The 24181-nt window shown below is 64.0% G+C and carries 22 protein-coding genes; 17 read left to right on the forward strand and 5 right to left on the reverse strand.

Going from position 1 to position 24181, the window contains the following annotated elements; translation table 11 throughout:
- Positions 1–20 precede the first annotated feature (20 nt).
- From LFT47_RS18625 to LFT47_RS18640, 4 genes are read left to right on the forward strand one after another with little or no spacing between them, the layout of a single operon-like run.
- Positions 21–821: a tyrosine-protein phosphatase gene (locus tag LFT47_RS18625; protein ID WP_236812997.1), complete on the forward strand. Its 801-nt coding sequence runs from the start codon at positions 21–23 to the stop codon at positions 819–821.
- Positions 822–865: 44 nt separating this feature from the next.
- A complete protein-coding gene (locus LFT47_RS18630) occupies positions 866–1828 on the forward strand; it encodes a phosphodiesterase (protein ID WP_236812999.1) in 963 nt (320 codons plus the stop codon).
- Positions 1829–1859: 31 nt separating this feature from the next.
- Positions 1860–2816: a carbohydrate ABC transporter permease gene (locus LFT47_RS18635; RefSeq protein WP_236813001.1), complete on the forward strand. Its 957-nt coding sequence runs from the start codon at positions 1860–1862 to the stop codon at positions 2814–2816.
- 11 nt (positions 2817–2827) lie between these two features.
- A complete protein-coding gene (locus LFT47_RS18640; RefSeq protein WP_236813003.1) occupies positions 2828–3718 on the forward strand; it encodes a carbohydrate ABC transporter permease in 891 nt (296 codons plus the stop codon).
- Between the two features lie 350 nt (positions 3719–4068).
- Here the strand turns inward: LFT47_RS18640 and LFT47_RS18645 are convergent, their stop codons facing one another.
- Entirely contained in the window at positions 4069–5427 is a 1359-nt protein-coding gene (locus LFT47_RS18645; protein ID WP_236813005.1) for a formimidoylglutamate deiminase, read from the reverse strand.
- Positions 5424–6623 (reverse strand): allantoate amidohydrolase, encoded by a 1200-nt coding sequence (locus LFT47_RS18650; protein WP_236813007.1) that lies wholly within the window; start codon positions 6621–6623, stop codon positions 5424–5426. The genes LFT47_RS18645 and LFT47_RS18650 overlap by 4 nt, the downstream gene beginning before the upstream one ends.
- Before the next feature lie 201 nt (positions 6624–6824).
- Between LFT47_RS18650 and LFT47_RS18655 the strand changes: the two genes are divergently transcribed.
- The 8 genes from LFT47_RS18655 (at position 6825) to LFT47_RS18690 (ending at position 15378) form a co-directional block, all read left to right on the forward strand.
- Positions 6825–7556, forward strand: coding sequence for an IclR family transcriptional regulator (locus LFT47_RS18655; RefSeq protein WP_442863418.1), 732 nt, complete (start codon positions 6825–6827; stop codon positions 7554–7556).
- The gene (locus LFT47_RS18660) at positions 7553–8659 is read left to right on the forward strand and encodes an ABC transporter ATP-binding protein (RefSeq protein WP_236813011.1); all 1107 of its coding nucleotides are present in this window, start codon (positions 7553–7555) and stop codon (positions 8657–8659) included. The genes LFT47_RS18655 and LFT47_RS18660 overlap by 4 nt, the downstream gene beginning before the upstream one ends.
- Positions 8656–9306: an ABC transporter permease gene (locus tag LFT47_RS18665; protein ID WP_236813013.1), complete on the forward strand. Its 651-nt coding sequence runs from the start codon at positions 8656–8658 to the stop codon at positions 9304–9306. The genes LFT47_RS18660 and LFT47_RS18665 overlap by 4 nt, the downstream gene beginning before the upstream one ends.
- Positions 9303–10031, forward strand: a complete 729-nt coding sequence (locus LFT47_RS18670) for an ABC transporter permease (RefSeq protein ID WP_236813015.1) — start codon at positions 9303–9305, stop codon at positions 10029–10031. Before LFT47_RS18665 ends, LFT47_RS18670 begins: the two co-directional genes overlap by 4 nt.
- A 116-nt stretch (positions 10032–10147) precedes the next feature.
- On the forward strand, positions 10148–11065 hold the full coding sequence (locus LFT47_RS18675; RefSeq protein ID WP_236813017.1) for an ABC transporter substrate-binding protein: 918 nt from the start codon (positions 10148–10150) through the stop codon (positions 11063–11065).
- Between the two features lie 45 nt (positions 11066–11110).
- Positions 11111–12838, forward strand: a complete 1728-nt coding sequence (locus LFT47_RS18680) for a urocanate hydratase (protein ID WP_236813019.1) — start codon at positions 11111–11113, stop codon at positions 12836–12838.
- Positions 12839–13010: 172 nt separating this feature from the next.
- A complete protein-coding gene (locus LFT47_RS18685; RefSeq protein WP_236813021.1) occupies positions 13011–14474 on the forward strand; it encodes an aromatic amino acid ammonia-lyase in 1464 nt (487 codons plus the stop codon).
- A gap of 109 nt (positions 14475–14583) precedes the next feature.
- Positions 14584–15378 (forward strand): hypothetical protein, encoded by a 795-nt coding sequence (locus tag LFT47_RS18690; RefSeq protein ID WP_236813023.1) that lies wholly within the window; start codon positions 14584–14586, stop codon positions 15376–15378.
- A 250-nt stretch (positions 15379–15628) separates the two neighbouring features.
- Here LFT47_RS18690 and LFT47_RS18695 read toward each other — a convergent pair whose 3' ends face one another.
- From LFT47_RS18695 to LFT47_RS18705, 3 genes are all read right to left on the reverse strand, one after another.
- Positions 15629–16582: a serine hydrolase gene (locus LFT47_RS18695; RefSeq protein WP_236813025.1), complete on the reverse strand. Its 954-nt coding sequence runs from the start codon at positions 16580–16582 to the stop codon at positions 15629–15631.
- Between the two features lie 173 nt (positions 16583–16755).
- Positions 16756–17061, reverse strand: coding sequence for a putative quinol monooxygenase (locus LFT47_RS18700; RefSeq protein WP_236813027.1), 306 nt, complete (start codon positions 17059–17061; stop codon positions 16756–16758).
- A 28-nt stretch (positions 17062–17089) separates the two neighbouring features.
- Positions 17090–17827: a glutamine amidotransferase gene (locus LFT47_RS18705; protein WP_236813029.1), complete on the reverse strand. Its 738-nt coding sequence runs from the start codon at positions 17825–17827 to the stop codon at positions 17090–17092.
- Between the two features lie 385 nt (positions 17828–18212).
- On the opposite strand from LFT47_RS18705, the gene LFT47_RS18710 reads away from it, so the two are divergent.
- From LFT47_RS18710 to LFT47_RS18730, 5 genes are all read left to right on the forward strand, one after another.
- Positions 18213–19514 carry an ammonium transporter gene (locus tag LFT47_RS18710; RefSeq protein ID WP_236813031.1) on the forward strand — a complete coding sequence of 434 codons (1302 nt, stop codon included), beginning with the start codon at positions 18213–18215 and terminating at the stop codon, positions 19512–19514.
- Positions 19515–19561: 47 nt separating this feature from the next.
- Entirely contained in the window at positions 19562–19885 is a 324-nt protein-coding gene (locus LFT47_RS18715) for a DUF6221 family protein (RefSeq protein ID WP_236813033.1), read from the forward strand.
- A gap of 180 nt (positions 19886–20065) precedes the next feature.
- A complete protein-coding gene (locus LFT47_RS18720; protein WP_236813035.1) occupies positions 20066–20263 on the forward strand; it encodes a helix-turn-helix transcriptional regulator in 198 nt (65 codons plus the stop codon).
- Positions 20263–21459 carry a type II toxin-antitoxin system HipA family toxin gene (locus tag LFT47_RS18725; protein WP_236813037.1) on the forward strand — a complete coding sequence of 399 codons (1197 nt, stop codon included), beginning with the start codon at positions 20263–20265 and terminating at the stop codon, positions 21457–21459. Before LFT47_RS18720 ends, LFT47_RS18725 begins: the two co-directional genes overlap by 1 nt.
- A 115-nt stretch (positions 21460–21574) precedes the next feature.
- The gene (locus LFT47_RS18730) at positions 21575–24070 is read left to right on the forward strand and encodes a bifunctional YncE family protein/alkaline phosphatase family protein (protein WP_236813039.1); all 2496 of its coding nucleotides are present in this window, start codon (positions 21575–21577) and stop codon (positions 24068–24070) included.
- The last annotated feature ends 111 nt before the right edge of the window (positions 24071–24181 follow it).

Consider the following 24181-nt stretch of genomic DNA (forward strand, 5'->3'; position numbering starts at 1 on the left):
CCATCCAAAGGACACCAGCTGTGACAACCACTGCCGAGGACGCAGTCTTCGGAACCCGCAACCGCCCCTACCCCGTGGAGGGCACCTACAACTTCCGGAGCACGGCGGGCTACGCCGCCGCCGCGGCGGGCGATACCGCCGCCGCGCGGACCGTCCGCGAACGGAAGTTGTACCGCTCTGACGCACTGCACGGACTGACCGACGCCGGACGCCGCCAATTCTCCGAGCTCGGCATCCGTCTGGTCATCGACCTGCGTGACCGCACCGAGTTGGAGAAGTCGCCCAGCAAACTCGACGGACTCGGCGTCGACACCAGGCACAACCCGATTTTCGAAGAAGGTAACGTCCCCGGTACGGCAGAGATCACCACCCTGCTGGACATCTACCGGCTCATGATCCGTAGCCACGGGCAGCGCCTTGCCGACGCCGTCCGCCTCATCGCCGACTCCGGGACGGAGCCCGTGCTGGTCCACTGCACCGCGGGCAAGGACCGCACCGGCGTCGTCATTGCCCTGGCCCTCCTGGCAGCAGGAGTGGACCGCGAGCAGGTGATCCTGGACTACGTAGCCAGCGAGGAGAACCTGCGCGGCGAATGGAGCGAGGCCATGGTGGCAGCCGCCTCCAGCCACCCGGGCCTTGCAGGCATCGGCGAGGAACTCCGGGAAATCATCTCCGCGAGTCCCGCCACTGTCCTGGAAACCACACTGGACCTCATCGACGAAGTGTACGGCGGCGCCACTGGTCTGCTCCAGGCACACGATTTCAGCGACGCCGACCTCGAACGGCTCAGGGACGTCCTGACCACCAGCTCCACCCGCTAAGAACCACCGCTACCCACCGCAGATAATTACAAGGAGACAAGACCATGAGCACAGAACTCCAGCACCCCGCCCCCGAGCACTTCATCCTGCACATCAGCGACACCCACTTCGTGGCGGACAACGACCTCCTGCACGGCAGCGTGGACAGCGACGAGAACCTGCGCCAGCTCTTCCGAGACTTCGTCAAGGCCCAGGTCAAGCCCGAAGCACTCGTGTTCACCGGCGACCTCGCCGACACCGGCCGCCCGGACGCCTACGTCCGCCTCCGCAACATCGTGGAACCCGTGGCCGAGGAACTCGGCGCCAAGATCATCTGGGTCATGGGCAACCACGACGCGCGCACCGCCTTCCGTTCGGGCCTCCTTGACTCCGACGCGGGTGAGGAATCCGTGGATATGGTCCACGACGTCAACGGCTTGCGCATCATCGCCCTGGACTCCACGGTTCCGGGCAAGCACCACGGCGAAATCTCGGACGAGCAGCTCGCTTGGCTGTCCGATGTCCTGGCTACCCCGGCGCCGCACGGCACGCTCATCGCCCTGCACCACCCGCCGGTTCCGAGCCCGCTGGAGATGATGGCCATGTTCGAGCTGCGTGAGCAGAGCCGCTTCGAGAAGGTCATCGAAGGCACCGACGTCCGTGGCATCCTGGCCGGCCACCTGCACTACTCCACGTTCAGCACCTTCGGAGGCGCTCCCGTGACGGTTGCCTCGGCCACGTGCTACACGCAGGACCTGAACGTCGCACCGAAGTCGATGCGCGGACAGAACGGTGCGCAGGCGTTCAACCTGATCCACATCTACCAGGACAAGATGCTCAGCACCGTCGTGCCGATCGGCGAGTTCTCCACGGTGTACTCCGTCACGGCCGAGCAAATGGCGGCCTTCGAGAAGATGACCCTCGAAGAGGCCACCGCCGCGATGACCGCCCCCGGCGAGGAGTCCGACGTCGAGCCCTCAACCGACGTCGAAGCGGCCGACGGCGAGCTCGCCGAAAGCGTTCGCTAACCAGCCACAGCGCCGGAAGGAAGCCGAAAGAATGTTCATCGAGACCGCCGGGCCGGCAGCGGGCATTGCCCCTGCCGGCCCGACGGGGCTCCCGGTTACGCGCCGTCCCAACCGCCGCGCCCTGAGCCCCTACCTCTACATCCTGCCCGCCGTGGTCCTGCTACTCGTGTGGACGTACTGGCCGCTGGGACAGACCGTCAACCTGTCCTTCAACGACTGGAACCTGATCCCCACCAAGCCCAAACAATATGTCGACGTTCAGAAATACGCGAAGGTCCTGAGCCTGCCCGAACTGCACCAAGCGCTCATCAACACCGGCTTGTACATCCTGGCGTTCCTGGGAATTTCCGTTGCGTTGCCGCTCGTGTTCGCGCTGCTTTCGCGCAAGGTCCAGGGCAAGGCGCGCACGGCCTATCAAGCACTGATCTTCGTTCCCTTCCTCATCACTCCCGTGGCCAGCAGCGCGATCTGGCGGTGGCTGTTCGCCCCTGAGGGCGGGACGATTCCCGCGATCGCCGCCGCCCTGGGCGCACCGATAGGCAACGTGTTCCGCGATCCCGACAGTTCGATGATCGCGGTGATCGTGATTGTCGGCTGGCAGATGCTCGGCTTCGGCGTGCTCGTCGTGTCTGCAGGACTGGCGGGCATCAGCCCGGACTATGCCGCCGCCGCATCGATCGACGGCGCGAGCGGCAGGCAGATCACGTGGCGGATCATCATCCCGTTGCTTTCGCCGAGCCTGGTGTTCCTCTCGCTCATGACCATCCTGCTGTCCGCGCAGTGGACCTACCCCATCATCGACCTCGTGACGCAGGGCGGGCCGGGCAATTCATCCACCAACATCTACTACCTGCTGTACCAGTTCGGCTTCAGGAACTTCGACGCCGGCCTGTCCTCCGCGGCGGGCACGCTCTTCTTCCTCGGATTCGGGCTGATCGCCCTGGTCTTCGTGGAACTCTCGGAGCGACTCAGCTTTTACGACAACTAGAAAGAACCACCATGGCCTTCATCACCATCGCCCCGCCGGCCCAGCCTGGTTCCGTTGATGCTCAGCTTTCAGGACCGAGGAAAGTTTCAGGGCCGTTCTCCTCGTTGCGGTCATTGCCCAGCCACGTTCTCCTGATCGTGTTGGCGATCGTTTCGATCTTCCCCATCTACTGGATGTTCGTCACGGCCTTCCGGCCGTCGTCGGACGCCTTGTCAACCAACCCGTTGCCGGGACCCCTGAGTCTTGAGAGTTTCCAGTACGTCCTGAAGACCATCCCCATCGCGGGCATGCTGGCGAATACCTTCGGCATGGCGCTGACGCTGGCTGCATCCCAACTGCTAGTGGCCATCCTGGCTTCTTACGGTTTCGCCCGTTGGGACTTTATCGGAAAGAAGGCCCTGTACCTGTTGTTCGTGGGGTCCTGGTTGGTCCCTTTCCAGGTCACGATGATTCCCAACTACTTGCTGGTGTCCCAGATGGGCCTTCTCAACACCATCACCGGCGTTGTCATCCCGCAGTTGTGTTCGGCCTTCGCGGTGATGATGCTGCGCCAGCACCTCGAGGCCTTCCCCAAGGACCTCCTTGATGCGAGCCAGATGGATGGGCGGTCATCGTGGCGGACACTGTGGGAAGTGGTGGTTCCGAACCTCCGCCCGGCACTTGCGGCCCTTGGCATCATGCTGTTCATCAGCGCCTGGAACGAGTACTTGTGGCCATCACTGATCATGCAGAAGTCCGATGCCCTCATCCAGGTCGGCATCCGCGGCTTCCTGGGCGCCGAAGGCAACAACTGGGGCGCCATCATGGCGGCATCCTCGCTCGCGTGCCTGCCGATCTTCCTGATCTACATCTTCCTGCAGCGATACGTCGTGGATGCGTTCGTCCGCTCGGGGCTGAAGTAACCCTCGCCCGGAACGCTCGCTCACTTACGCCGCCGTTTCGGCCGACGCGCGCTCATATATACGGCCGATTTCGGAATCCCTCGCTCACTAAAGGTGAGCGAGGGATTCGAAAAACGGCCACAAAGGTGCGCGGGCGTCTCGCTGCGCGCGGGGTGAACGTGCGGCATGGCAACGCATACGCGTGGGAACTCACTCGGACCTTGGGCATCAGGCACGACGGCTGTCACGCCACGCAATCTTTTGGCGGCTTCGGCATCCGAGCGCCCCGGAATTCCGGGGTGGAGCGCCAGCCACGCCTCCAAAAACTTGCTCGGTGTGACGCCCCGGGGCGCGGCACCCAAGGAAAGCGGCTACGAGAACTCGTTCAACGCCTCCGTGAGCAGGCCACCCGGAGAACCCAGCCGAACATGGACGCCGTCCGAGGCCACCAGTTCCCCAGCGATCACGACGGCGGTGACGTCGCTCGCCGTCGCGCTGAACGCGAACTGTTGCGGCATGGAACCGGCTGTCCGTACCGAGTCCGGAGCCACGGCCATGAGGTCGCACACCGCACCTACCTCAAGGGCAGACCCTGTGGGTGTAGCCATGGATGAGGTTGCGCCGATGGTGGCCGCGTGAAGCAGTTCCTGGGGTGAGAACCTCCCCCGCTGGCCGGAGCCGAGGCGTTCCCCGTGTTCCAAGGTGCGCATTTCAACCCAGGGATCAATCACGGCGTGTTGGTCGGTGCCTAGCGCGATGGTCGAGCCGGCGTCGGACAATGCGCGAGCCGGTCCGATCCCATCGGCGAGATCGGCTTCAGTGCTGGGACACATCACAACCGTTGCCCCCGCATCCCCGAGGAGCTGGATGTCGTCGGGCGTTAGGTGGGTCGCGTGCACGGCCGAAAGCCGCCCGGACAGCAGGCCGTGCCGGGCAAGAAGTCCGGTGGGGGTGACGCCATAAGCCTGCAGGCACGCCTCGTTCTCGGCCGGCTGTTCGCTGAGGTGGATGTGGAGCGGAATATCGGTGGGCAGCTGCCTGGCGACGGTCTTGAGCGCCTCCTCGGGCACTCCTCGGACGGAATGCAGCGCGGCGCCCACGCCGACCATTTCCGGGGGAAAGCTCCGCGCCACCTCGGCCCGCAGTGACGCGAGCCGGTCCAACCAGGCTTGCGCATCGGCGTCGCCAAACCGTGCCTGTTCCGGGCTGAGCGGAGTCCCGATCCCTCCCGCGAGGTACAGGGTGTCCAGCAATGTCAGACGGATCCCGGCCGCCATGGCAGCCCTGGCCAACGCCAGTTCCATCGCGTGCGGCTCCAGATACGGCGTTCCTTCCGGCTGGTGGTGGACGTAGTGGAATTCGGCCACGCTACTGAAGCCCGAGACCACCATTTCGGTGAAAACTGCCGCGGCGAGCTTCTCGTATTTGTCAGGGGTAAGTTCCCCGGCGCTCCGGTACATTTGCTCCCGCCAGACCCAGAAGTCACCGCGCCCGTCATGCGTCCGTCCGCGCAGGATCCGGTGAAAAGCGTGCGAATGGGCGTTGGCCGCGGCGGGGAAGACGACCCCGTTCAATATCCGGTCACCCGTTGCGGGTTCGACGCCGGTAGCGATCCCGGAGATCCGGCCTTCCTGCACTTCCAGCCGTACGCCGGTGGCGACAACCGCACCGCCCGCGGCAGAACCGCCGTCGGCGTTTACAAGCGCCGCCTCGCACCAGAAGCCGCTCATAAGAGTCCCTCCAGAACGTCAGCGAGGGCGACCGCGCCGGCTGAGGCGTCCTCATCGGCCACGTACTCTTCCGGGGAGTGCGAGATTCCGCTCGGGTTGCGGACGAAAAGCATCGCCGAGGGGACATGTCCAGCCAAGACTCCGGCGTCGTGCCCGGCGCCGGTTGCCAGCACCGGCGCGCCGGGCAGGAGCTCGCCGATGCGTCGGCTCAGCCCGGGATCGAAGTGCACGGTGTCGCTGTAGGACTCCTCGGTGAGGGTGACGGTGCATCCCTCGCTTGCCGCGATTTCCCGGGCCGCACGGTAGATCGATTCGATCAGTTGTGCCGTCACGGCGTCGTCGGGATGGCGGGCGTCAAGCCACAGATCCACGCGCGAGGCAATCACGTTGGTGCCGCCGGGAACTGGGGTCAAGCGCCCCACGGTGGCCCGCGCATCGGGCTGCCGCGCCGCGGTGTCGCGGACGGCAACGACGATTTGCGCGGCCGCGACCATGGGATCGGCGCGGTCCGCCATAAGAGTGGTCCCGGCGTGGTTGCCTTGGCCGCTGACGCTCAGCTTCCAGCGGCCGTGGCCCAGAATGGAGCTTCCGACAGCGATGGCCGGCCCGCCTTGGCCCAGCCCCTTTCCCTGTTCCACATGCAGTTCAACGAAGTCGCCGATTCGCGCCATGGTTTCCGGATCGGGACCGACGTGCCGCGGATCCAGGCCATTGCTCCGGGCGATGTCGGCGAACGTGTTGCCGTCGACATCGCGCAGGTTCAGAGCCTTGTCGACGTCGATGGCACCGGTCAGGAGCCGCGAGCCCAGGCAGGCTACGCCAAAGCGGGATCCTTCTTCTTCGGGGAAGACTGTGATGGCCAGGGAACGCCCCGGATCTAGACCGCGGGAAACGAGGACATCGACGGCGGCGAGTGCGGACGCGACGCCAAGCGGCCCGTCAAAGGCCCCTCCTCCCGGGACGGAGTCAAGGTGGCTGCCAGTGACAAGCGCACCGTCCTGGGGCTTTCCCCACCAGGCCCAGATAATGCCGTTGCGGTCGGTCTCGACGCCGAGGCCGCGCTGTTGGGCTTGTTCGATGAACCAGTGCCTGAGGTCGAGCTCGGGCGTGGAATATACCGCCCTGGAGTATCCCCCGCGCACCGCATCGCGGCCCACGTCCTTGATTGAGTCAAGGAGCTGATTGACGGTTTCCACGTGTTCCTCCGATTAATAAAGACTGCCACCAAGTAAAAACCACTTGTCACCCCATGACAAGACCCTGAGTGCAGAACCGGGACAATTAACACTCCTGAAACACAGCCGAAACGGCCCGTTCCCACTGAGCGTCTCAAATCCCGGAATCTCAGGTAATTTCCCGAAATCTCTTGCCATTCGATGAAAGTTGATTTTTACTTAGTGGCAAGACATGGTGATCCAGACCACTTGAAAGCAGGCCAAGCAGTGGCAGCAGATTCCTCCACACGGACGGTCGAAAGGGCCTTGGCCCTCCTGAGCGCAGTCTGCACGGATGGCTCCATCAGCCTGAGCGACGCAGCACGCGTTGTTGACTTGTCGGCCAGCACCGCACTCCGCCTCCTCCGCACCTTGGAAGGCAGCGGATTCGTGAAGCGGGATCCGGGCGGAAACTTCCGTCCTGGCGCCAGCGTGATCCAGTTGGGAGCCCTCGCGTTGGGACAGGAGTCCCTCGTATCGCTCTGCACGCCACACATGAAGCGGCTCGTCGCTGAAACGGGCGAGTCCTGCTATTTGAGCATTCCTGGTCCTGGGGAAACCGGAATCTACATTGCCATCGTCGAAGGTACCCGCTCTGTCCGGCACACCAGCTGGGTCGGCAGGAGCATTCCGCTGGAAGGATCAGCCGCTGGCAAGGTCCTCACCGGCGGTCAGAACGGCCGCGGCTTTGCCATCGTGCGAAGCGGCGTAGAAGACGACATCACGGCCGTCGCCGCACCCATTGTGATCGGCGGCCGCACCGTGGCAGCCCTCAGCATCGTCGTACCGAGCTACCGCTTGGACGAAGCGAAGGCCCAGACATTTGGCGAGGAACTGGCGAGGGTGGCGAACAGCATCCTCGTGGAACCCTCCGGAGACCATGAAGTGCCCCAGGAAAGCATGGAAGAGAAATGATCAAGTTCGAAAATGTCACCAAGGCGTACCCGGACGGGACGGTCGCCGTCGACGGCCTCAACCTCGAGGCGCCCACCGGCAAGTTGACCATCCTGGTTGGCCCGTCCGGCTGCGGCAAGACCACTTCGCTGAGGATGATCAACCGCCTCATCGAACCCACCAGCGGTACCATCTACCTCGATGACCAGCCGACCTCCGGCATGGACGCAGCGTTGCTGCGGCGCCGGATCGGCTACGTCATCCAGCACGCAGGCCTTTTCCCGCACCGCACGATCGTCGACAACGTGGCAACGATGCCCGTCCTGCTCGGCGAGAGCAGGCAGAAGGCCCGCATGAAGGCCCTCGAACTCATGGAGCGCGTGGGACTCCCTGCGAGCTTCGCCAAGCGCTACCCGTGGCAGCTCTCCGGTGGACAGCAGCAGCGCGTGGGCGTGGCCCGGGCTTTGGCTTCGGATCCGGCCTTCATGCTCATGGACGAACCCTTCAGCGCGGTTGACCCCGTGGTCCGGGCACAGCTCCAGGACGAGTTCCTCCGGCTGCAGCGCGAGATCGGCAAGACCATCATCATGGTCACCCACGACATCGACGAGGCCCTCAAGCTCGGCGACCAGGTTGCCGTGATGCGCGTCGGCGGAAAACTCGCCCAGATGGCCACGCCGTCGGAGCTGCTGACCTCTCCGGCTGACGAATTCGTAGCCGACTTCGTCGGACGCGACCGTGGCTACCGTTCCCTCGGTTTCACCAACGCGGCCGGCTCGGTAGCAGTTGCCGAAGAAGCTGTGGTCACCCTTGGCGCCTCCGCCGCCGAGGCGCAAAACAAGGCCACAGGAGCCTGGGTGCTGGTGGTCGACGGTGGCCGGAAGCCGCTCGGCTGGGCACAGGCCGATCTCATCGACGGCGAGCTCAAGAGGGAGCACCTTAACCTCAGCGGCACGTCCGCATCATCGTCCGGGACCATGCGCCAGTTGCTCGACGCAGCCCTTTCCTCCCCCAGCAGGCGCGGCGTCGTCGTCAATGAACACGGCGAGCTCATCGGCACAGTGACCGCCACCGACGTCGTCAAGGCAATCGAGGCCGAACCGCACCTGGAGACGGCCCGATGAACTTCGAATGGCTGGGCCGCCAGTCCGACAACATCGTGTTCCTCCTCGGCTGGCACGTACTGCTCGCCGTCACTCCCCTCCTCCTGGGCCTGCTGATCGCACTTCCGCTTGGCTGGTGGGCGCACCGCAGCCGCCGGATCTACCCCCTTCTGGTCGGCGTGGCGGGCCTGCTGTACACGGTCCCTTCCCTCGCCCTGTTCGTCCTGTTGCCGCTGGTCCTTGGCACCAAGATCCTGGACCCGCTCAACATCGTGGCGGCACTGACCATCTACACCGTGGCTCTCCTTGTCCGCGTAGTGGCCGATGCCCTCGATTCCGTGCCGGAAGACACAGTCCAAGCCGCCAAGGCCATGGGCTACCGGGGATACCAGAGCCTGGTGAAAGTGGAGCTGCCCGTAGGCGTCCCCGTCATCAGCGCTGGACTCCGCGTCGCGGCGGTCTCCAACGTGAGCCTCGTTTCGGTGGCAGCGTTGCTAGGCATCCCGCAGCTCGGCTCGCTCTTCACCCAAGGCTTCCAGTTGCGGTTCTTCACCCCGATCATCGCCGGCATCATCCTCTGCGTGGTCCTCGCCATGATCCTCGACGGACTGATCATCCTCCTCAACCGGTGGCTCACACCGTGGACCCCCAAGGTGGTGGCATCATGATCAACTACTTGTTCAATCCCGCACACTGGACCGGTGCCGACGGCATCCCCACCCTGATCGGTGAGCACCTCCTCTACTCCCTCATCGCCCTCGTCGTCGCGGCCATCATCGCAGTTCCGCTCGGCATCTACATCGGCGTCACGGGCAAGGGCGTCTTCATGATCGCGGGCCTCGCGAACGCCCTCCGCGCCCTCCCCAGCGTGGGCCTGCTGATCCTCTTGGTCCTGCTGATCTCGCCCGCTTTCCCGTCCAAAATGGGCTACATCCTGCCCAGCCTCATCGTCCTGGTGCTCCTTGCGGTCCCACCGATCCTGACCAACACCTACGCCGGCGTCCGCGCGGTAGACGCCGCCGCCGTCGACGCCGCCAAGGGCATGGGCTTCCGCACCATGAAGATCCTCACGGACATCCAGCTCCCCTGCTCGCTCCCACTCATGCTGTCCGGCGTCCGTAGCGCACTGCTGCAGATCATCTCGACGGCGACCATCGCCGCGTACATTTCGCTCGGCGGCCTCGGACGGCTGCTGATCGACGGCAAGGCCCAGAACGACTACAGCCAGATGGTTGCCGGCGCCGTCCTGGTCGCCCTGCTGGCCCTGTTCTTCGACCAATTGCTCGCCTTCATCACCCGCAGGGTCGTCTCACCCGGACTGACCCGGCGCACCGTCAAGGCTGCCGCCCCGGCCGCAGCGGCTGACTCCGTGAAAACCCCCGTCACGGTCTAAGCAACTCACCCGCTTCATCGCCGTCGAGCGCCCTGCCCGAGGGCGGCAACACCGTTCAATCCACCCCCACTTGGCCACCGCATGCCCCGCAACGGCCCTCCCCAGAGAGAATTGACATGAAAAAGTACCTGACTGGCTTCGCCCTGGCGGCAGCCACCGCCATCGCCCTGAGCGCTTGTGGCGGTGGGGATCCCATGAGTTCCACCAACAACAACTCCCCGGCCGCAGGATCGACGGACAGCATCATCGTGGGCTCCGCGGACTTCCCGGAAAGCCAGCTCATCGCCAAGATCTACGCCGAGGCCCTCAAATCGAAGGGCGTCAAGGTTACTGAAAAGCCCAGCATCGGCAGCCGCGAAGTCACCATCCCGGCGCTGAAGGACGGTTCAATCGACCTCATGCCGGAATACGGCGGGGCCCTATTGCAGTACCTCGATGCCTCCACCAAAGCCGTCACCTCTGATGAGGTCACCAAAGAGCTGAGCACCAGGATTCCGTCCGGGCTCACCCAGCTGACGGCGTCCAAGGCCCAGGACAAGGACGTGTTGGCGGTCAAGAAGGAAACCGCCGACAAGTACAACCTCAAGTCCGTCAGCGACCTCCAGCCTGCTGCCAAGGACCTCGTCCTCGGCGGCCCGCCGGAGTGGAAGACTCGTATCAACGGTGTCGCCGGCCTGAAGTCCGTCTACAACCTCGACTTCAAGGAATTCTCAGCGCTCGACGCCGGCGGTCCGCTCACGCTGAACGCCCTCCTTTCCGGTCAGGTACAGGTTGCCGACCTTTTCAGCACCGATCCCGCAATCGCCGCCAACAACCTGGTTGCCCTCGAAGACAACAAGAACCTCTTCTTGTCCGAGAACATCGTTCCCGTCATCAACCAGAAGAAGGCCAGCGACACCGTCAAGACCGTGCTGGACAAGGTCTCCGCCGCGTTGACCACTGATGACCTGATCCAGATGAACGGCAGGACCGCCAAGTTCGAGGACATGGGACAAATCGCCCAGGACTGGCTCAAGTCCAAGAACCTGGCCTAGTTCGAGCAAGAAACAACTAGTCCAGAAGACTAAGGAGTACAAAGAATGGCACCCGCCGATTTCACTACCGGAGCCCGTCCGGTCAAGGCCGCGCGCGGCACGGAGCTGACTGCGAAGAGCTGGCAGACCGAAGCGCCGTTGCGGATGTTGATGAACAACCTGGACCCGGAGGTCGCCGAGCGTCCGGATGACCTGGTCGTGTACGGCGGCACGGGCCGGGCTGCCCGGTCCTGGGCCGCGTTCGACGCGATCACCCGGACCCTCGAGACCATGGAGAAGGACGAGACCTTGCTGGTGCAGTCCGGCAAGCCCGTGGGCGTGTTCCGCACGAACGAGTGGGCGCCGCGGGTGTTGCTGGCGAACTCGAACCTCGTGGGTGACTGGGCGACGTGGCCGGAGTTCCGCCGCCTCGAGACCGAGGGCCTGATGATGTACGGGCAGATGACCGCGGGGTCCTGGATCTACATCGGCACCCAGGGCATCCTGCAGGGCACCTACGAGACGTTCGCCGCCGTCGGGAACAAACTACGCGCCGAGGGCCGCCTGGCCCCCGCCGCGGAGGGTTCCACGGAGGGCCCGTTGGCGGGGACGTTGACGCTGACCGGCGGGTGCGGTGGCATGGGCGGGGCCCAGCCGCTCGCGGTGACCCTGAACGATGGTGCCTGCCTGATCGTGGACGTGGACGAGTCCCGGTTGCGCCGCCGGGTGGGCAAACGCTACCTGGACGAGGTCGAAACCGACCTGGACACCGCGATCGCCAAGGTCGTCAAGGCCAAGGACGAGCGCCGCGGCTGGTCCGTGGGGTACGTGGGCAACGCCGCCGAGGTCTTCCCCGAACTCCTGGCCCGGCACCGGGCCGGGGAGATCAGCATCGATGTCGTGACCGACCAGACCTCCGCGCACGACCCGCTCTCCTACCTGCCCGAGGGCGTCACCGTGGCCGAGTGGCACACCGAGGCCGAAGCGGACCCGGAAGGGTTCACGAAGAAGGCCCAGGCCTCCATGGCCAGGCACGTCCAGGCCATGGTCGAGTTCCAGGACGCCGGGGCCGAGGTCTTTGACTACGGCAACTCCATCCGCGACGAGGCCCGCAAGGGCGGCTACGACCGGGCGTTCGAGTTCCCCGGCTTCGTCCCGGCCTACATCCGTCCGCTGTTCTGCGAGGGCCTGGGCCCGTTCCGCTGGGTCGCGCTCTCCGGTGACCCCGAAGACATCGCCGTGACCGACAAGGCCATCAAGGAACTGTTCCCGGAGAACACCCACCTGCACAAATGGCTCGACGCCGCCGCCGAACGCGTCGAATTCGAAGGCCTCCCCGCGAGGATCTGCTGGCTCGGCTACGGCGAACGCGCCAAGGCAGGGCTGCTGTTCAACCAGCTCGTGGCCGAAGGCAAAGTCAAGGCCCCCATCGTGATCGGCCGGGACCACCTGGACTCCGGCTCCGTGGCCTCCCCCTACCGGGAAACCGAGTCCATGAAGGACGGCTCCGACGCGATCGCCGACTGGCCCCTGCTCAACGCCCTGACCGCCGCGTCCTCCGGCGCGACCTGGGTCTCCATCCACCACGGCGGCGGCGTGGGCATCGGCCGCTCCATCCACACCGGCCAGGTCTCCGTGGCCGACGGCACCGAACTCGCCGCCCAAAAACTCGAACGCCTCCTCACCAACGACCCCGGCATGGGCGTCATCCGCCACGCCGACGCCGGCTACGACCGCGCGATCGACGTCGCCCACGAACGCGGCGTCCGCATCCCCATGGAAGAAACCCGCTAACCACACCCGACAACCCCAACTAGTCCCCACCGCCACCCTCGCCTCGCAAGCTCGGCCAGGGAACCCTGGCGGCGTGGGCCCACGCACTAGATGTCGTTATGAGCCCTCAAAACGACAACAACTGCGAGCTAGTTGGGGACGTCAACCGCCCATCTGAGAAAGAATCACTTCCATGATCGAAATCGACGGCCTCCGGTTGCAGCTGGCCGACATCGCAACCGTGGCAGCGGGCGGCGCGAAGGTGACACTGACGCCGTCGGCCGTTGAACGGATGGCCGCCTCCCAGCGCTCCGCCCGTGCGACGGCACTGTCCCGTCCCGTCTACGGGCGGTCCACCGGCGTCGGGGCCAACCGCTCCGTGACGCTCGACGCCGGGGACAAGGACGTCAACGTTCACGGCTTGAACCTCTTGCGCAGCCACGCCGTCGACGCCGGCCGGGTCCTGGACCGCGAAACCGTCAGGGCAATGCTTGTCATCAGGCTGTCCCAGCTTGCTGCGGGCGCGTCCGGCATCAACCCGTCTGTGGCCGACGCAGTTGTGGACATGCTCAACGCCGATGCCTTGCCCGAGGTCCGCGAATTCGGCGGAATCGGCACTGCGGACCTGGCCGCCCTGGCGGGAACGGCGCTCACCCTCCTTGGCGAGCGCACCACTATGGCCGGCAGGCCCGTCCCTTCGCCTCTGGTCACCTGGGCCACCGAGGATGCCCTTCCATTCATCAGTTCCAGCGCCCTCACTATCGCCCAGGCCGCACTCGCCCAGCAAAAGCTCGCAACGCTCATGGAAAACCTGACCACAGTGAGCGCGTTGTCCTTCGCGGCAATGTCCGGGAATCCCGAGGCGTTCAGCCCCGAAGTCGCGTGGGCAGCTGATTCGCCCGCAGTCACTGAGATGGCCGGGGTGCTGCGCGGCCTCGTGGAAGGCAGCGGTGCCCCGGCGAGAATCCAGGACCCGTACTGCCTGCGCACCCTGCCGCAGGCCCTCGGCTCGGTGATGGAGGAGCTGGGCGCGCTCGGTACTCTTTTGGAGCGTTTGGTTGTGGCCGGTCATGAAAACCCGCTGGTGTACGGTTCCGCAGAGGACGGCAGCAATGGAGTAGCCCACCACGGCCTGTTCCAGATGACCAGCCTCGCGCGCCGCGTAGATGCCCTACAACTGGCCATCGGTGCGGCGTGCGCAACGAACCTTCGGAGGATCAGCTTGCTGTGCGATCCGGCATACACCGGTCTCCACCGATTCCTTGCGGGCGACAATGCCGGCCAGTCCGGCGTCATGATGCTTGAATACGTGGCGGCCGCAGCGGTCGGCCGCATTCGAGGCAATGCACAGCCTGTGAGCCTGCAAACGGTGGTGCTCTCGCTGGGCGCCGAAGAAGATGCCAGTTTCGCGAGTGTGGCCAGCTCCCGCATGGATTCCAGCGTGCGGGCGCTTTCAACGTTGGTTGGCATCGAACTCCTTTGCGCATCGCGCGCGCTCAGGCTGCAGGGCAGGACGCGCGGAGAATTCACGAGTCCGCGGTTCCGAAAGGCCTTCGACACCGGTCTATCGTTGCCCGCCGATGTCCAGGATCGGGATCTCCGCCCCGATGTCGACGCCGCGACCCACCTGGCCATGCTTCCGGAATTCGGGAACTAAGCATGCTTAGCTATGGACTGCCGACGACGACGGGCGTACCTTAATATCCAAACACCGCACTGGGGAGGTGGAGTGTTTGGTCGGCTATCTGGGGCGCCGAGGTATTTCTTTGTTGCGCCCCGTTGTTCTCGCCGCTTTCGGCGCGTTGGCATGGTTGCTGTGGCTCGCAGGTCCTTCTCAAGCCACCGACGCCCTGCCGACGATTCCGGCTGTCCCGTCACCGTCGGTTTCACTGCCCCCGGTTCCCCTCACCGGTCCCGTTGGATCGCTTGTCAACCACGTCCAGTCCGCGGCTCCAAGCGGAAGTCAGGTGGCCGCAATTCCCGAGACCGTAGTCAACCAGCTAAGGGAGCAGGTCTTGACGCCAGTCGTTGGGGCAGTCAACGCGGTGCCGCGCCTCGTCGAGAACACGATCAAGGAACTCCCGGCCTTGCCCGAGCCGCCTTCCGTACCGGCATTGCCACCACTGCCGCCCGCGCCCGGGATATTGGAGCAGGCGACCGGGATATTGCAGTCTCAAGGACCTAGCGTTCCGGTTGTCCCTACGACCCTTCTTTCGCCCTCGGTCCAGTCCGGATCGGGAGCGACCACAAGCGACCCCGGATTCACAAGGAACCCCGCGTTCATGCCGGACGGCGTTGTCTTCATGCCCCCCGCAGTGTTGGCGACAGCGGATGTGTCCCCGGTCCCCGGCGGGCCGCCGCCTGACACACCGGTTCCCGCGTCGGTGTCGCCACCCGGGGCAGGATCGACGTCGAGTCCAGAGGGCGCTTCCGCCTTTAGCGCGGCAGATCTGCCGGAACAACGCGCACAGGCACCGCCACCCCGCCACGGACCCATCCCCGATCGCGGGCAATCCCCCTCGGACGATCCCGCATTCGATCCTGGTTCCTCTCCCGACTGATCAGGCCGCCCCTGCCCATCTGGCAGGCACGACCAACTGCGCACACCGCGCAGGACACACTTGAGTCAGGAGAAGACCATGCAGGACAAGAACCGATTGATAGGAAATTGGCCCGACCCCATGCAGAAGGGAGGCATATAGATCGCATCGCGACAGGCGCTCAGCGCCCATAAGGGAACAAGGACGCCGGCCGCGCAGTCAGTCTGACTGCGCGGCCGGCGTCGTGATGCTGAAGGTAGGCCGACGTCCCTTAGAACAGGCCGTTCACCACAGCCTGGGTGAGCTGGTGGAAGAGGTCGGTGCGGGCAGGGATATCACTCTCGTCCTGACCCTTGGTGTAGACCACGAACGCGTAGGAGTTGGTGCCGTTGGTGAGGATGCTGGCGTCGTGGAGTTCGTCGTCGAGCAGTCCGTACTTGTGGAAAACAGTGACCCCGGCCGGCACCGCGGCGGGGATGAGTGATTCGTAGTTGGTGTTCCGCATGTAAGACAACAGCTGTGCGGTGTCCTGCTGGTCCAGAAGTTTCCTGCCGTAGAGACCAGCCATGATGCTGGCCATTTCGCTTGGAGTCAGGGTGTTGTTCATGGGGTCATAGCTGACGCCGATCGATGCGGCATACGACTGGAGCTCCGAATAGCCGACAGCGTCCATGACCAAGGACCAGGAGTCGTTGTCGCTGTCCTGGATCATCTCCTTGATCTGGAATCCGGCTGTGTACTCGCCCAAGGGATCGTCAAGGGACACGGCGCCCGTTTCGACGAGGTGATAGTACGCGGCGGCAGCCAGGACCTTGGCGGTGCTTGCTGCCTCGAATGGCGCCTGGACCCCGTACTGATGGCTTGAGCCATCGGACAAGTCGATCAGGGTGACGCCGACTTGGTACTGGCTGTTCGCGTCGATGATGCCGTTGATCTCGGCGTCCAAAGCGGGGGTCACGCCCGTAGCCGGCGCAGCCGGCACAGCGGGCGCAGCGGCTGCGGGAGCTGCGACTGCTGGAGCGGCAGTCGGCGCCTCGGCCGGCGTCGACGACGGTGCGGCGGTCGACGTCGTGCCCGCCATCGACGGGGTTGCGGTTGGAGCTGCCGACGGCGTGGCGCTCGCCATCGCCGATACCTTATGTGAGACGGATGAGCGGGCGTGCGCGGAAGAGTAGACCGTGGCGGTCACGGTCAGGGCCAGAATGGCCGCAAATGCTGTGAGCAAGGCCGATCGACGTCGGCGGGGACTCCAGCTGTTCCACCGACTTCTCTTTCGTCTGGACCCTTGGCCGGGACGACGGGGCTCTCGCTCTTCCATAATGAACCAACCGTAGCTACTGCAGCTATGTATGAGCTATGAAAATACTGTCCGTCAGCCACGTGTCGCCTGGGTGAATATCAGGCGTCGCGGATCGGTGAGCCCAATACTGTGAACCGGGTCCCGCCCATCTCTCCGGACAGCAGTGGCATTGCCTCACTTATGGCGGCCTGGACGCTGTCCAGCTGCAGCGATCCTTGGTGCGCTTCCGCCGATTCCCATAGTTCGCAGACAAAGACCGTGTCCGGCGATTCTTCGTTGACGCCCACTTCGTAGAGCAGGCAGCCCGCGCCCCGCAGCTCCGGTTTCGGTCTGAGCAGGATAGATACGACGGCGTCGCGCTGGCCGGGTTTCGTGCCGAGGCTTCCCACATTTGCAAAAGTCATGGGCCCATTGTGCTTCATTCCTCCGACGTTATTGAGGAATCGCGTATCGGCGGACAAAGTTGCCGAGGATCTTCATCGGTTCGGTCGCCGTGATCTTCCGGGCGTCTGCCATCAGCTGTCCAGCAGCCTCGGGCGGGAAGTATCCGGCGTGGCGGTAGGTGTCGATCCGCGTGACGAGCCCCTCGGAGTCGAGCTCCGGATGGAATTGGGTGGCGTACAGGTTCTTTTTGATCCGGAACATCTGCACGGGGCAAGAGGCCGAACCGGCCAGCAACACCGCGTGTCCCGGCAGGACCGTGCAGGCTTCCTTATGGCCGGTAAAGGCGACAAAGCGCTCGGACATGCCTTGGAGGAGCGGGTCTTGGAGGCCCTCAGCCGTGAGTTTGATGGTTACCCCGCCGAGCCCCTCACCGTAGGTCCGGTCAATCACGGCGCCTTGGTGAAGCCCCAGGGTTCCGACCCCATAGCAAGCCCCCAGAAAGGGAAAGTCGGTGGCAACAATCGTGTCCAGCAGTTGCGCGAGTTCCTTCTCCACCCGTTTCTGGACCGGGCTCTTGTGTTCCGGCGGGTCGCTCGAAGTGAAGGGGCTGCCACCCACAATCACGCCGGAATAGTCAGAGAGCTCAAGCGGCGGCAGGGGCGCCGCCTCCATTCGGATGCGTTGTAGCTCCTCGGGAACGAGCCCTCCAAAACGAAGATACGCCTGGTACTCTTCCTCGGCGGCGGCGTCTTCGGCGCGAGATGCGAGCAGGAGAAACGGCTTCACAGGCTAAGTGTGCGCCCGGTGCCCGTGACGCGCCAGCATTCGGCAGAAACATGGCATCGAAGGGAGGTGAGCCGCCGTTCACCTGGAAGAAATGTCCGGATTTCGGGCCGAATGGAAGGATTTCACCTTGGTTGGCCCAGGAATCCGCGGAATCACTGGGATCGTTGGCGCCTGTCCCCGGCGGCCACTCGTCTGCGCCGCGGCGGCGTTAACATTCCCGAAACACGTCCGTCATGCGTTCTTCACGCCGAGCCCGGTTATGTAACGTCCCCGCAATTTTTCCTCGCACTCCCTGAAACACGGAACCGGAAGCATTGAGCAGGGGAAGAACGGGACCAAGCTGCGGCGGTCCTCCTAAGGCATTCCGATAAGAAGGGAGACGCACGTGAATATCACTGCGGAAAACGTTTGGGTCATGGTGTCGGCGGCACTTGCACTGCTCATGACTCCGGCACTCGGCCTCTTCTACAGTGGCATGACGCGGGCCAAGGCCTCCCTCAACATGATCATGATGAGCTTCATCTCTGCGGGCATCGTAGGCGCCGTGTGGATCCTGTGGGGCTACTCGATGATCAGCGGCAAGAGTGTCCTGGGGATTTTCGGCAATCCGTTCACCAGCTTCGGCTCGGCAGACCTGGTCGGTTCCACCGATCTCATCAAGCTCGGCTTCAGCGCCACCTTCGCCATCGTCACCGTGGCCCTGATCAGCGGCGCCATCGCCGATCGCGCCAAATTCTCATCCTGGGTCATCTTCGTCCCCATCTGGATCACCCTGGTGTACTGCCCCCTGGCTTTCATGGTCTGGGGCGGCGGCCTCCTCAGCCCCGGTGGAGCCATCAGTTCGGTCTTCGGCCAGGTGATTGATTTCGCCGGCGGCACAGTGGTGGAAATCAGCTCCGGCGCTGCCGCGTTTGTCCTGGCATTGATCCTCGGCAAGCGCCACGGCTTTGGAAAAGACCCGAACCACCGCCCGCACAACCTCCCTTTCATCATGCTTGGCGCCGGCCTCCTGTGGTTCGGTTGGTTCGGTTTCAATGCCGGCGCGGCCACGACGTCGGCGCAGGCCGGCTTGATCTGGGTCAATACCCTCGTAGCCCCGGCCGGGGCAATGCTCAGCTGGTTGGTCACCGAGAAGATCCGGCACGGCCACCCCACATCCTTGGGTGCCGCATCCGGCGTCGTCGCGGGCCTCGTCGCTATTACCCCCGCCTGTGCCAACGTGGCTCCCGCCGCAGCCCTCGGCCTGGGTTTGGTGGCCGGCGCCGCCTGCGCAGTGTTTGTCGACCTGAAACACAAGTTCGGCTTCGATGACTCCCTCGACGTCGTGGGCGTACACCTCGGTGGAGGACTTGTCGGCACGCTCGCACTCGGATTCATCGCGTTGCCGGTGAACGGCAAAGGTGGGGGATTGTTCTACGGCGGCGGACTCCAGCAGCTCGTGGCGCAGATCGTCGCCATTCTTGTCACCCTTGCAGTGTCTGGAATCATGACAGCAATCATTGCCCTTGTGATCCACAAGACCGTCGGATTCCGGGTCAGCCACGAGGCGGAGCTCGCCGGAGTGGACCTGTCCGAGCACGCCGAGACCGCCTACGAGTTCGGCAGCATGTCCCGGAGCCACTTCAACGCCCTCCCGCACATTGCCGCCGTCGAGCTCCAACGCGAAAAGCAAGCAGACCCCGCCTAGCGAATGCAGGCATTTCCGCGGCCGCAAGGGACGCGTACGCTCAATTTGTGGATATCGTCGATTTCCTCTCGAACCGCCTGGACGAGGACGAGGCTGCGGCGCGGAGACTCCTCGGCGACCGTTCCGTCTCGGAGGCGGGCAAATGGTACGAGCGACGCCTTCTCCTGGAATGCGAGTCAAAAAGAAGGCTGCTCAGGATCGTAGAATCCGCACGGCAGACGGCCTTGGCCACAATGGTTCGCGGCACACTTGGTGATACCCCGCAGTGGATCCCCGAATCGATCGAATGGACCACGAAATCGTTGAATGCCCTTGCGCTTCCCTATTCCGACCATCCGGACTTCGAGCCGGAATGGCTGGCTGGGACGTAGGTGGCAGGCTCGAGCCGGACAGTGGAAATCGGCAGGATCTTGCCGGAATGAGGTTTTCCCGGCCACATAACAGCCGAAATCATCACTTTCGGCAGCATCTTGCCGATTCTGGCAAAATAGTTCAGAATTGAGCTAGTAAACCGCCAAATCGGCAACATCATGCCGGATCATCGGAGACTCGTGGAAGACCTAGCGGCGATTGCGGCCACCGTACGGAGAGCACGCAAAGAGGCCGGAATCACGCAAGCGGACCTTGCCGACCTTGCCGGAACTTCCGAAAGGACCGTTCGGGCGATTGAGACGGCCACCGGGAATCCTTCGCTGGGCGCCGTCGTGGCGGTAGCCAACGCCGTTGGCCTCCACATGGCGGCGGTCTAATGGCCGACGATTTCGAGGAGTTGAAGTTCGTTCGTGCCGCGGACGTTCACAAGGGTAGTGTCCTGGCGGGTCACCTTGTCCGCACTGCCCAGGGCTGGGTCAGTTTTTCCTACGCGGCGGAGTACCTGGCTTCCGGTTTGCCTGCGGTTGCCAGTTCGTTGCCCCTGACAGACCTTCCCGTCGAGACTCCCGCTGGAGCTCTGCCGCCGTTCTTCGCGGGCCTGCTGCCGGAGGGGCACCGGCTGAGCGTGCTCAGGGACGCTACCAAAACCAGCCTCGACGACGAACTCACCCTCCTGCTCGCAGTCGGAGCCGATGCCCCGGGAGACGTCCAAGTGGTCCCTACCGGGGAAATGCCCGTCGAACCGGCACCCCTTGCCGACACATCCAAGCCCGAGGAACTGGACTTCGCCGCCCTCGCCAACGCAGTGGACCGCCATGCCATCCCCGGAGTACAGGACAAGGCAAGTGCCTCTATGCTCACCACACCGCTGTCTCTCAGGGGCCAACGGTATCTACTCAAGCTCGACCCGCCCAACCACGCACACTTGCTGACCAACGAAGCGGCACACCTCTCCGCCGCCAAAGGCCTCAAGATCCCTGTAGCCAAGAGCCATATCATCACTGACATGCACGGGTTGCCTGGGTTGCTGGTGGAACGCTTCGACCGCGTCCAGGACAAGGACCGTGCCTGGGTGCGGCTGCCCATGGAAGACGGAGCCCAGGTCATGGGCCTGCCACCGGCTTCCAAGTATTCCGTGACATCCGAGGACGTCGCTGCTGCGCTTGCCGGGCGGTGCAAAGCCCCACTCGTGGCAAGCCGCAACCTGTACCTGCAGTTTGTTTTTGCCTGGCTGACCGGGAACGGCGACCTCCATGCCAAGAATCTCTCGATACTTGGGGGCCCGCACGGAGGATTCGTCATGGCCCCCATCTACGACATTCCATGCACCTTGCTGTACGGAGACGACTCGCTCGCGTTGCCGGTGTCCGGGAAAACCAAAAACCTCAAGGCGAAGCACTGGGCCAATTTCGCGTCGACCCTCGGCTTGCCACAACGTGCTGCCGCCGCCGCCAATGCATTGGCCCTGTCAGCTTCCGGGAAGGTCAAATTGGAGGATCTGCCGTTCACCGGGTCACCGCTCCGGGGTGCCCTGCGCGAGTTGAGGTTCCGGCGCGGAGAGCTGGCGGGCTGATTGCCGCCGGTGACCCGATTCCAACACCTGCCCGCTTCATCAGTTCACTGATGATTTAGCTGTTGGTTCCCTGTGAGTCGGGCCAACGTGTTTCATGGCTCCTAGCTTTGGGACCATGAAATTCAAAACAATCCCGGTCATCATCGGAACATTGTCTTGTGTGCTGGTCGGCGGCGCTGCGTTCGCGGCGGTCTCCACGTTCGCCGGCCCCCACGAGGACGGAACGGCAGTCACGTCAATCGGCATGCGCGTCACGCCAACAGGACAGCAGACCTCACTCGGAGACCTCCCGCTCAACTCCGCCATCTCCCCTGACGGCAAGCGGCTCGCGGTCACGAACAACGGTCAAGGTACCCAGTCGCTGCAACTCGTCGACCTCGCAGACCACGAGGTAGACCAGACCATCTCCTACAAGTCCCCGGAATCCCTCTACATGGGCTTGGCGTGGAGCCCTGACGGCACCAAGCTCTACGCCAGCGCAGCAGCAAACTCCAAGATCCGGACCTACAGCTACTCCGGCGGCAAACTGGCAGAAGGTGCGCCGATCCAACTGCCCACCGCGACGCCCGCGGGCAAGGCACTCAACTTCTTCCCGGCCGGATTGGCGATCACGCCCGACGGTAAGCGGCTGGTTGTCGCAGATCAGCTCGCTGACGCCGTGTCCGTCGTCGACCTCTCCACTGGCAATGTCTCGACGACGCCGGCCGGTCACCGGCCGCTTTCGGTCACGGTTTCCCCGGATGGCACGACGGCGTTCGTCACCAACCAGGGCGCCTCGGACCTCTCCGCGGTGGACATCACAGGCGCCGAACCCAAGATTTCCCGCACCGTCACGGTGGGTCTCCACCCCAACAAGTCCGTCCTGTCGAAGGACGGCCGCACGCTTTACGTCGCCAACGGCGACGACGACACCGTCTCGGTTGTCGATACCGCAGCCGGCACAAGCTCGAGTGTCAGCGTCGCACCTGAAAAGGGCGCACCAGTGGGAACCAATCCCACCGGACTGGCCCTGGACGAAGCCGGGCACCGCCTCTTCGTGAGCAACTCCGGTAACAACGACGTCGCCGTCGTCGACCTTGCCCAGAACGCAGTGGCCGGCGTGGTTCCTGTCGGCTGGTACCCGAGTTCGTTGGCCTTCAGCGGCGGGACACTGCATGTCACCAACGCGAAGGGGCTGGGCGCCGGACCGAACAACGGACCTGGCCACCCGAACCCAGAGTCAACCGCACCGGCCGCCGAAAACCAATACAGCGGATCGATGATCGTTGGCACGCTGAGCAGTTTCAGCGTTCCGGAGGGCGGCCAGTTGCAGAAGGCCACCGAGCAGGTCAAAAACAACAACCGCCCGGACACCGCTGGTGGCAACATCATCCCGCGCCAACCTGGTCAAGAGAGTCCCATCAAACACGTGATCTACGTGGTCAAGGAAAACCGCACTTACGACCAGGTGCTTGGAAGCCTCGGCAAGGGCAATGGAGATCCTTCGCTGAATCTCTTCGGCGACGAGTCTGCGCCGAATATGCGGGCCCTCTCCAAGAAATTCACCACCATCGACAACTTCTACGCCGATGCCGAAGTCAGCGCCAACGGTTGGAACTGGGTGGCCTCTGCCAACTCGAACCCGTACGCAGAGCAGATGTGGCCGGCCAACTATTCGGGCCGCAAGGCACCGTATCCCAGCGAAGGAAATGCCCCTGAAATCGCGGCCCAACAGCCTGACAACACGTATGTCTGGCAGCGGCTCGCCAAGGCAGGCGTCAGTTTCCGCAACTACGGCTTCTACGTTTCCAACAACGCTGGCACGTTCAACGCCGCGGACCCCGTTCTGGATGCGCAGACCGACCACAACTACCACGGTTACGACCTGAACTGCCCTGATTCGGCGGGATCATTCGCGCCGCTGAAGCCTGGCTGCGGCACTCCACGTATTGAAGAATGGGCCAAGGACTTCCAGTCCCAAGTGACATCCGGAACGGTTCCCACGGTCCAGTTCGTCCGGCTGCCCAATGACCACACCCAGGCCACCCGCGTCGGCGCCCCAACGCCGAAGGCCTACGTCGCGGATAACGACTACGCGCTCGGCAAGCTGGTGGACACCGTGTCCCACTCTTCTGCTTGGAAGGACACCGCCATCTTCGTCACGGAGGATGACGCGCAGAATGGCCCGGACCACGTGGATGCGCACCGCACCTTGGCACTGGCCATCAGCCCCTATACCCAGACCGGGAAAGTCGATTCCACCTTCTACAGCACGGCTTCGATGGTCCGCACCATCGGCCTCATCGCTGGCATCGGCCCGCTGACCCAGTTCGATGCGTTCGCTACTCCAATGAACGCGTCGTTCACAGCCAAGCCTGATAACACGCCGTACACCGCGCTCAAGCCCAGCTATGACATGACCACCGTCAACGGGGCCAACGCTCCGATGGCCCCTCAAGTGGCCAGTCAGGACACTGCCACCGAAGACAAGATCGATGAGCAACTGTTCAACAAGTCCATCTGGCAATCAGTGAACGGTGCTGACTCGAAGATGCCCGAACCCCAGCACAGCGTGATCGGTTCCGGCTCAGGTTCCAGTAGCCAGCCCGCTGCGAAGGATCCCGACGGCTAGCCAGATCCTCTTTGGCAGGGGCGGTCACCGGCATCGGTGGCCGCCCTCCGCTGTTCCAGTGCCGAGCGCGCGTCAAAAAACGGGACCACTTCCCCTGTCAAAGAATTAATC

The sequence above is a fragment of the Arthrobacter sp. FW306-2-2C-D06B genome, from assembly GCF_021789175.1.
Lineage (GTDB): Bacteria > Actinomycetota > Actinomycetes > Actinomycetales > Micrococcaceae > Arthrobacter.

What these genes read in the sequence shown, in the direction of transcription:
- LFT47_RS18645 (WP_236813005.1), bottom strand. Translation starts at nt 5,427, where the DNA reads ATGAGCGGCTTCTGGTGCGAGGCGGCGCTTGTAAACGCCGACGGCGGT.
- LFT47_RS18660 (WP_236813011.1), top strand. Translation starts at nt 7,553, where the DNA reads ATGATCAAGTTCGAAAATGTCACCAAGGCGTACCCGGACGGGACGGTC.
- LFT47_RS18635 (WP_236813001.1), top strand. Translation starts at nt 1,860, where the DNA reads ATGTTCATCGAGACCGCCGGGCCGGCAGCGGGCATTGCCCCTGCCGGC.
- LFT47_RS18640 (WP_236813003.1), top strand. Translation starts at nt 2,828, where the DNA reads ATGGCCTTCATCACCATCGCCCCGCCGGCCCAGCCTGGTTCCGTTGAT.
- LFT47_RS18730 (WP_236813039.1), top strand. Translation starts at nt 21,575, where the DNA reads ATGAAATTCAAAACAATCCCGGTCATCATCGGAACATTGTCTTGTGTG.
- LFT47_RS18725 (WP_236813037.1), top strand. Translation starts at nt 20,263, where the DNA reads ATGGCCGACGATTTCGAGGAGTTGAAGTTCGTTCGTGCCGCGGACGTT.
- LFT47_RS18630 (WP_236812999.1), top strand. Translation starts at nt 866, where the DNA reads ATGAGCACAGAACTCCAGCACCCCGCCCCCGAGCACTTCATCCTGCAC.
- LFT47_RS18670 (WP_236813015.1), top strand. Translation starts at nt 9,303, where the DNA reads ATGATCAACTACTTGTTCAATCCCGCACACTGGACCGGTGCCGACGGC.
- LFT47_RS18665 (WP_236813013.1), top strand. Translation starts at nt 8,656, where the DNA reads ATGAACTTCGAATGGCTGGGCCGCCAGTCCGACAACATCGTGTTCCTC.
- LFT47_RS18685 (WP_236813021.1), top strand. Translation starts at nt 13,011, where the DNA reads ATGATCGAAATCGACGGCCTCCGGTTGCAGCTGGCCGACATCGCAACC.
- LFT47_RS18700 (WP_236813027.1), bottom strand. Translation starts at nt 17,061, where the DNA reads ATGACTTTTGCAAATGTGGGAAGCCTCGGCACGAAACCCGGCCAGCGC.
- LFT47_RS18680 (WP_236813019.1), top strand. Translation starts at nt 11,111, where the DNA reads ATGGCACCCGCCGATTTCACTACCGGAGCCCGTCCGGTCAAGGCCGCG.
- LFT47_RS18675 (WP_236813017.1), top strand. Translation starts at nt 10,148, where the DNA reads ATGAAAAAGTACCTGACTGGCTTCGCCCTGGCGGCAGCCACCGCCATC.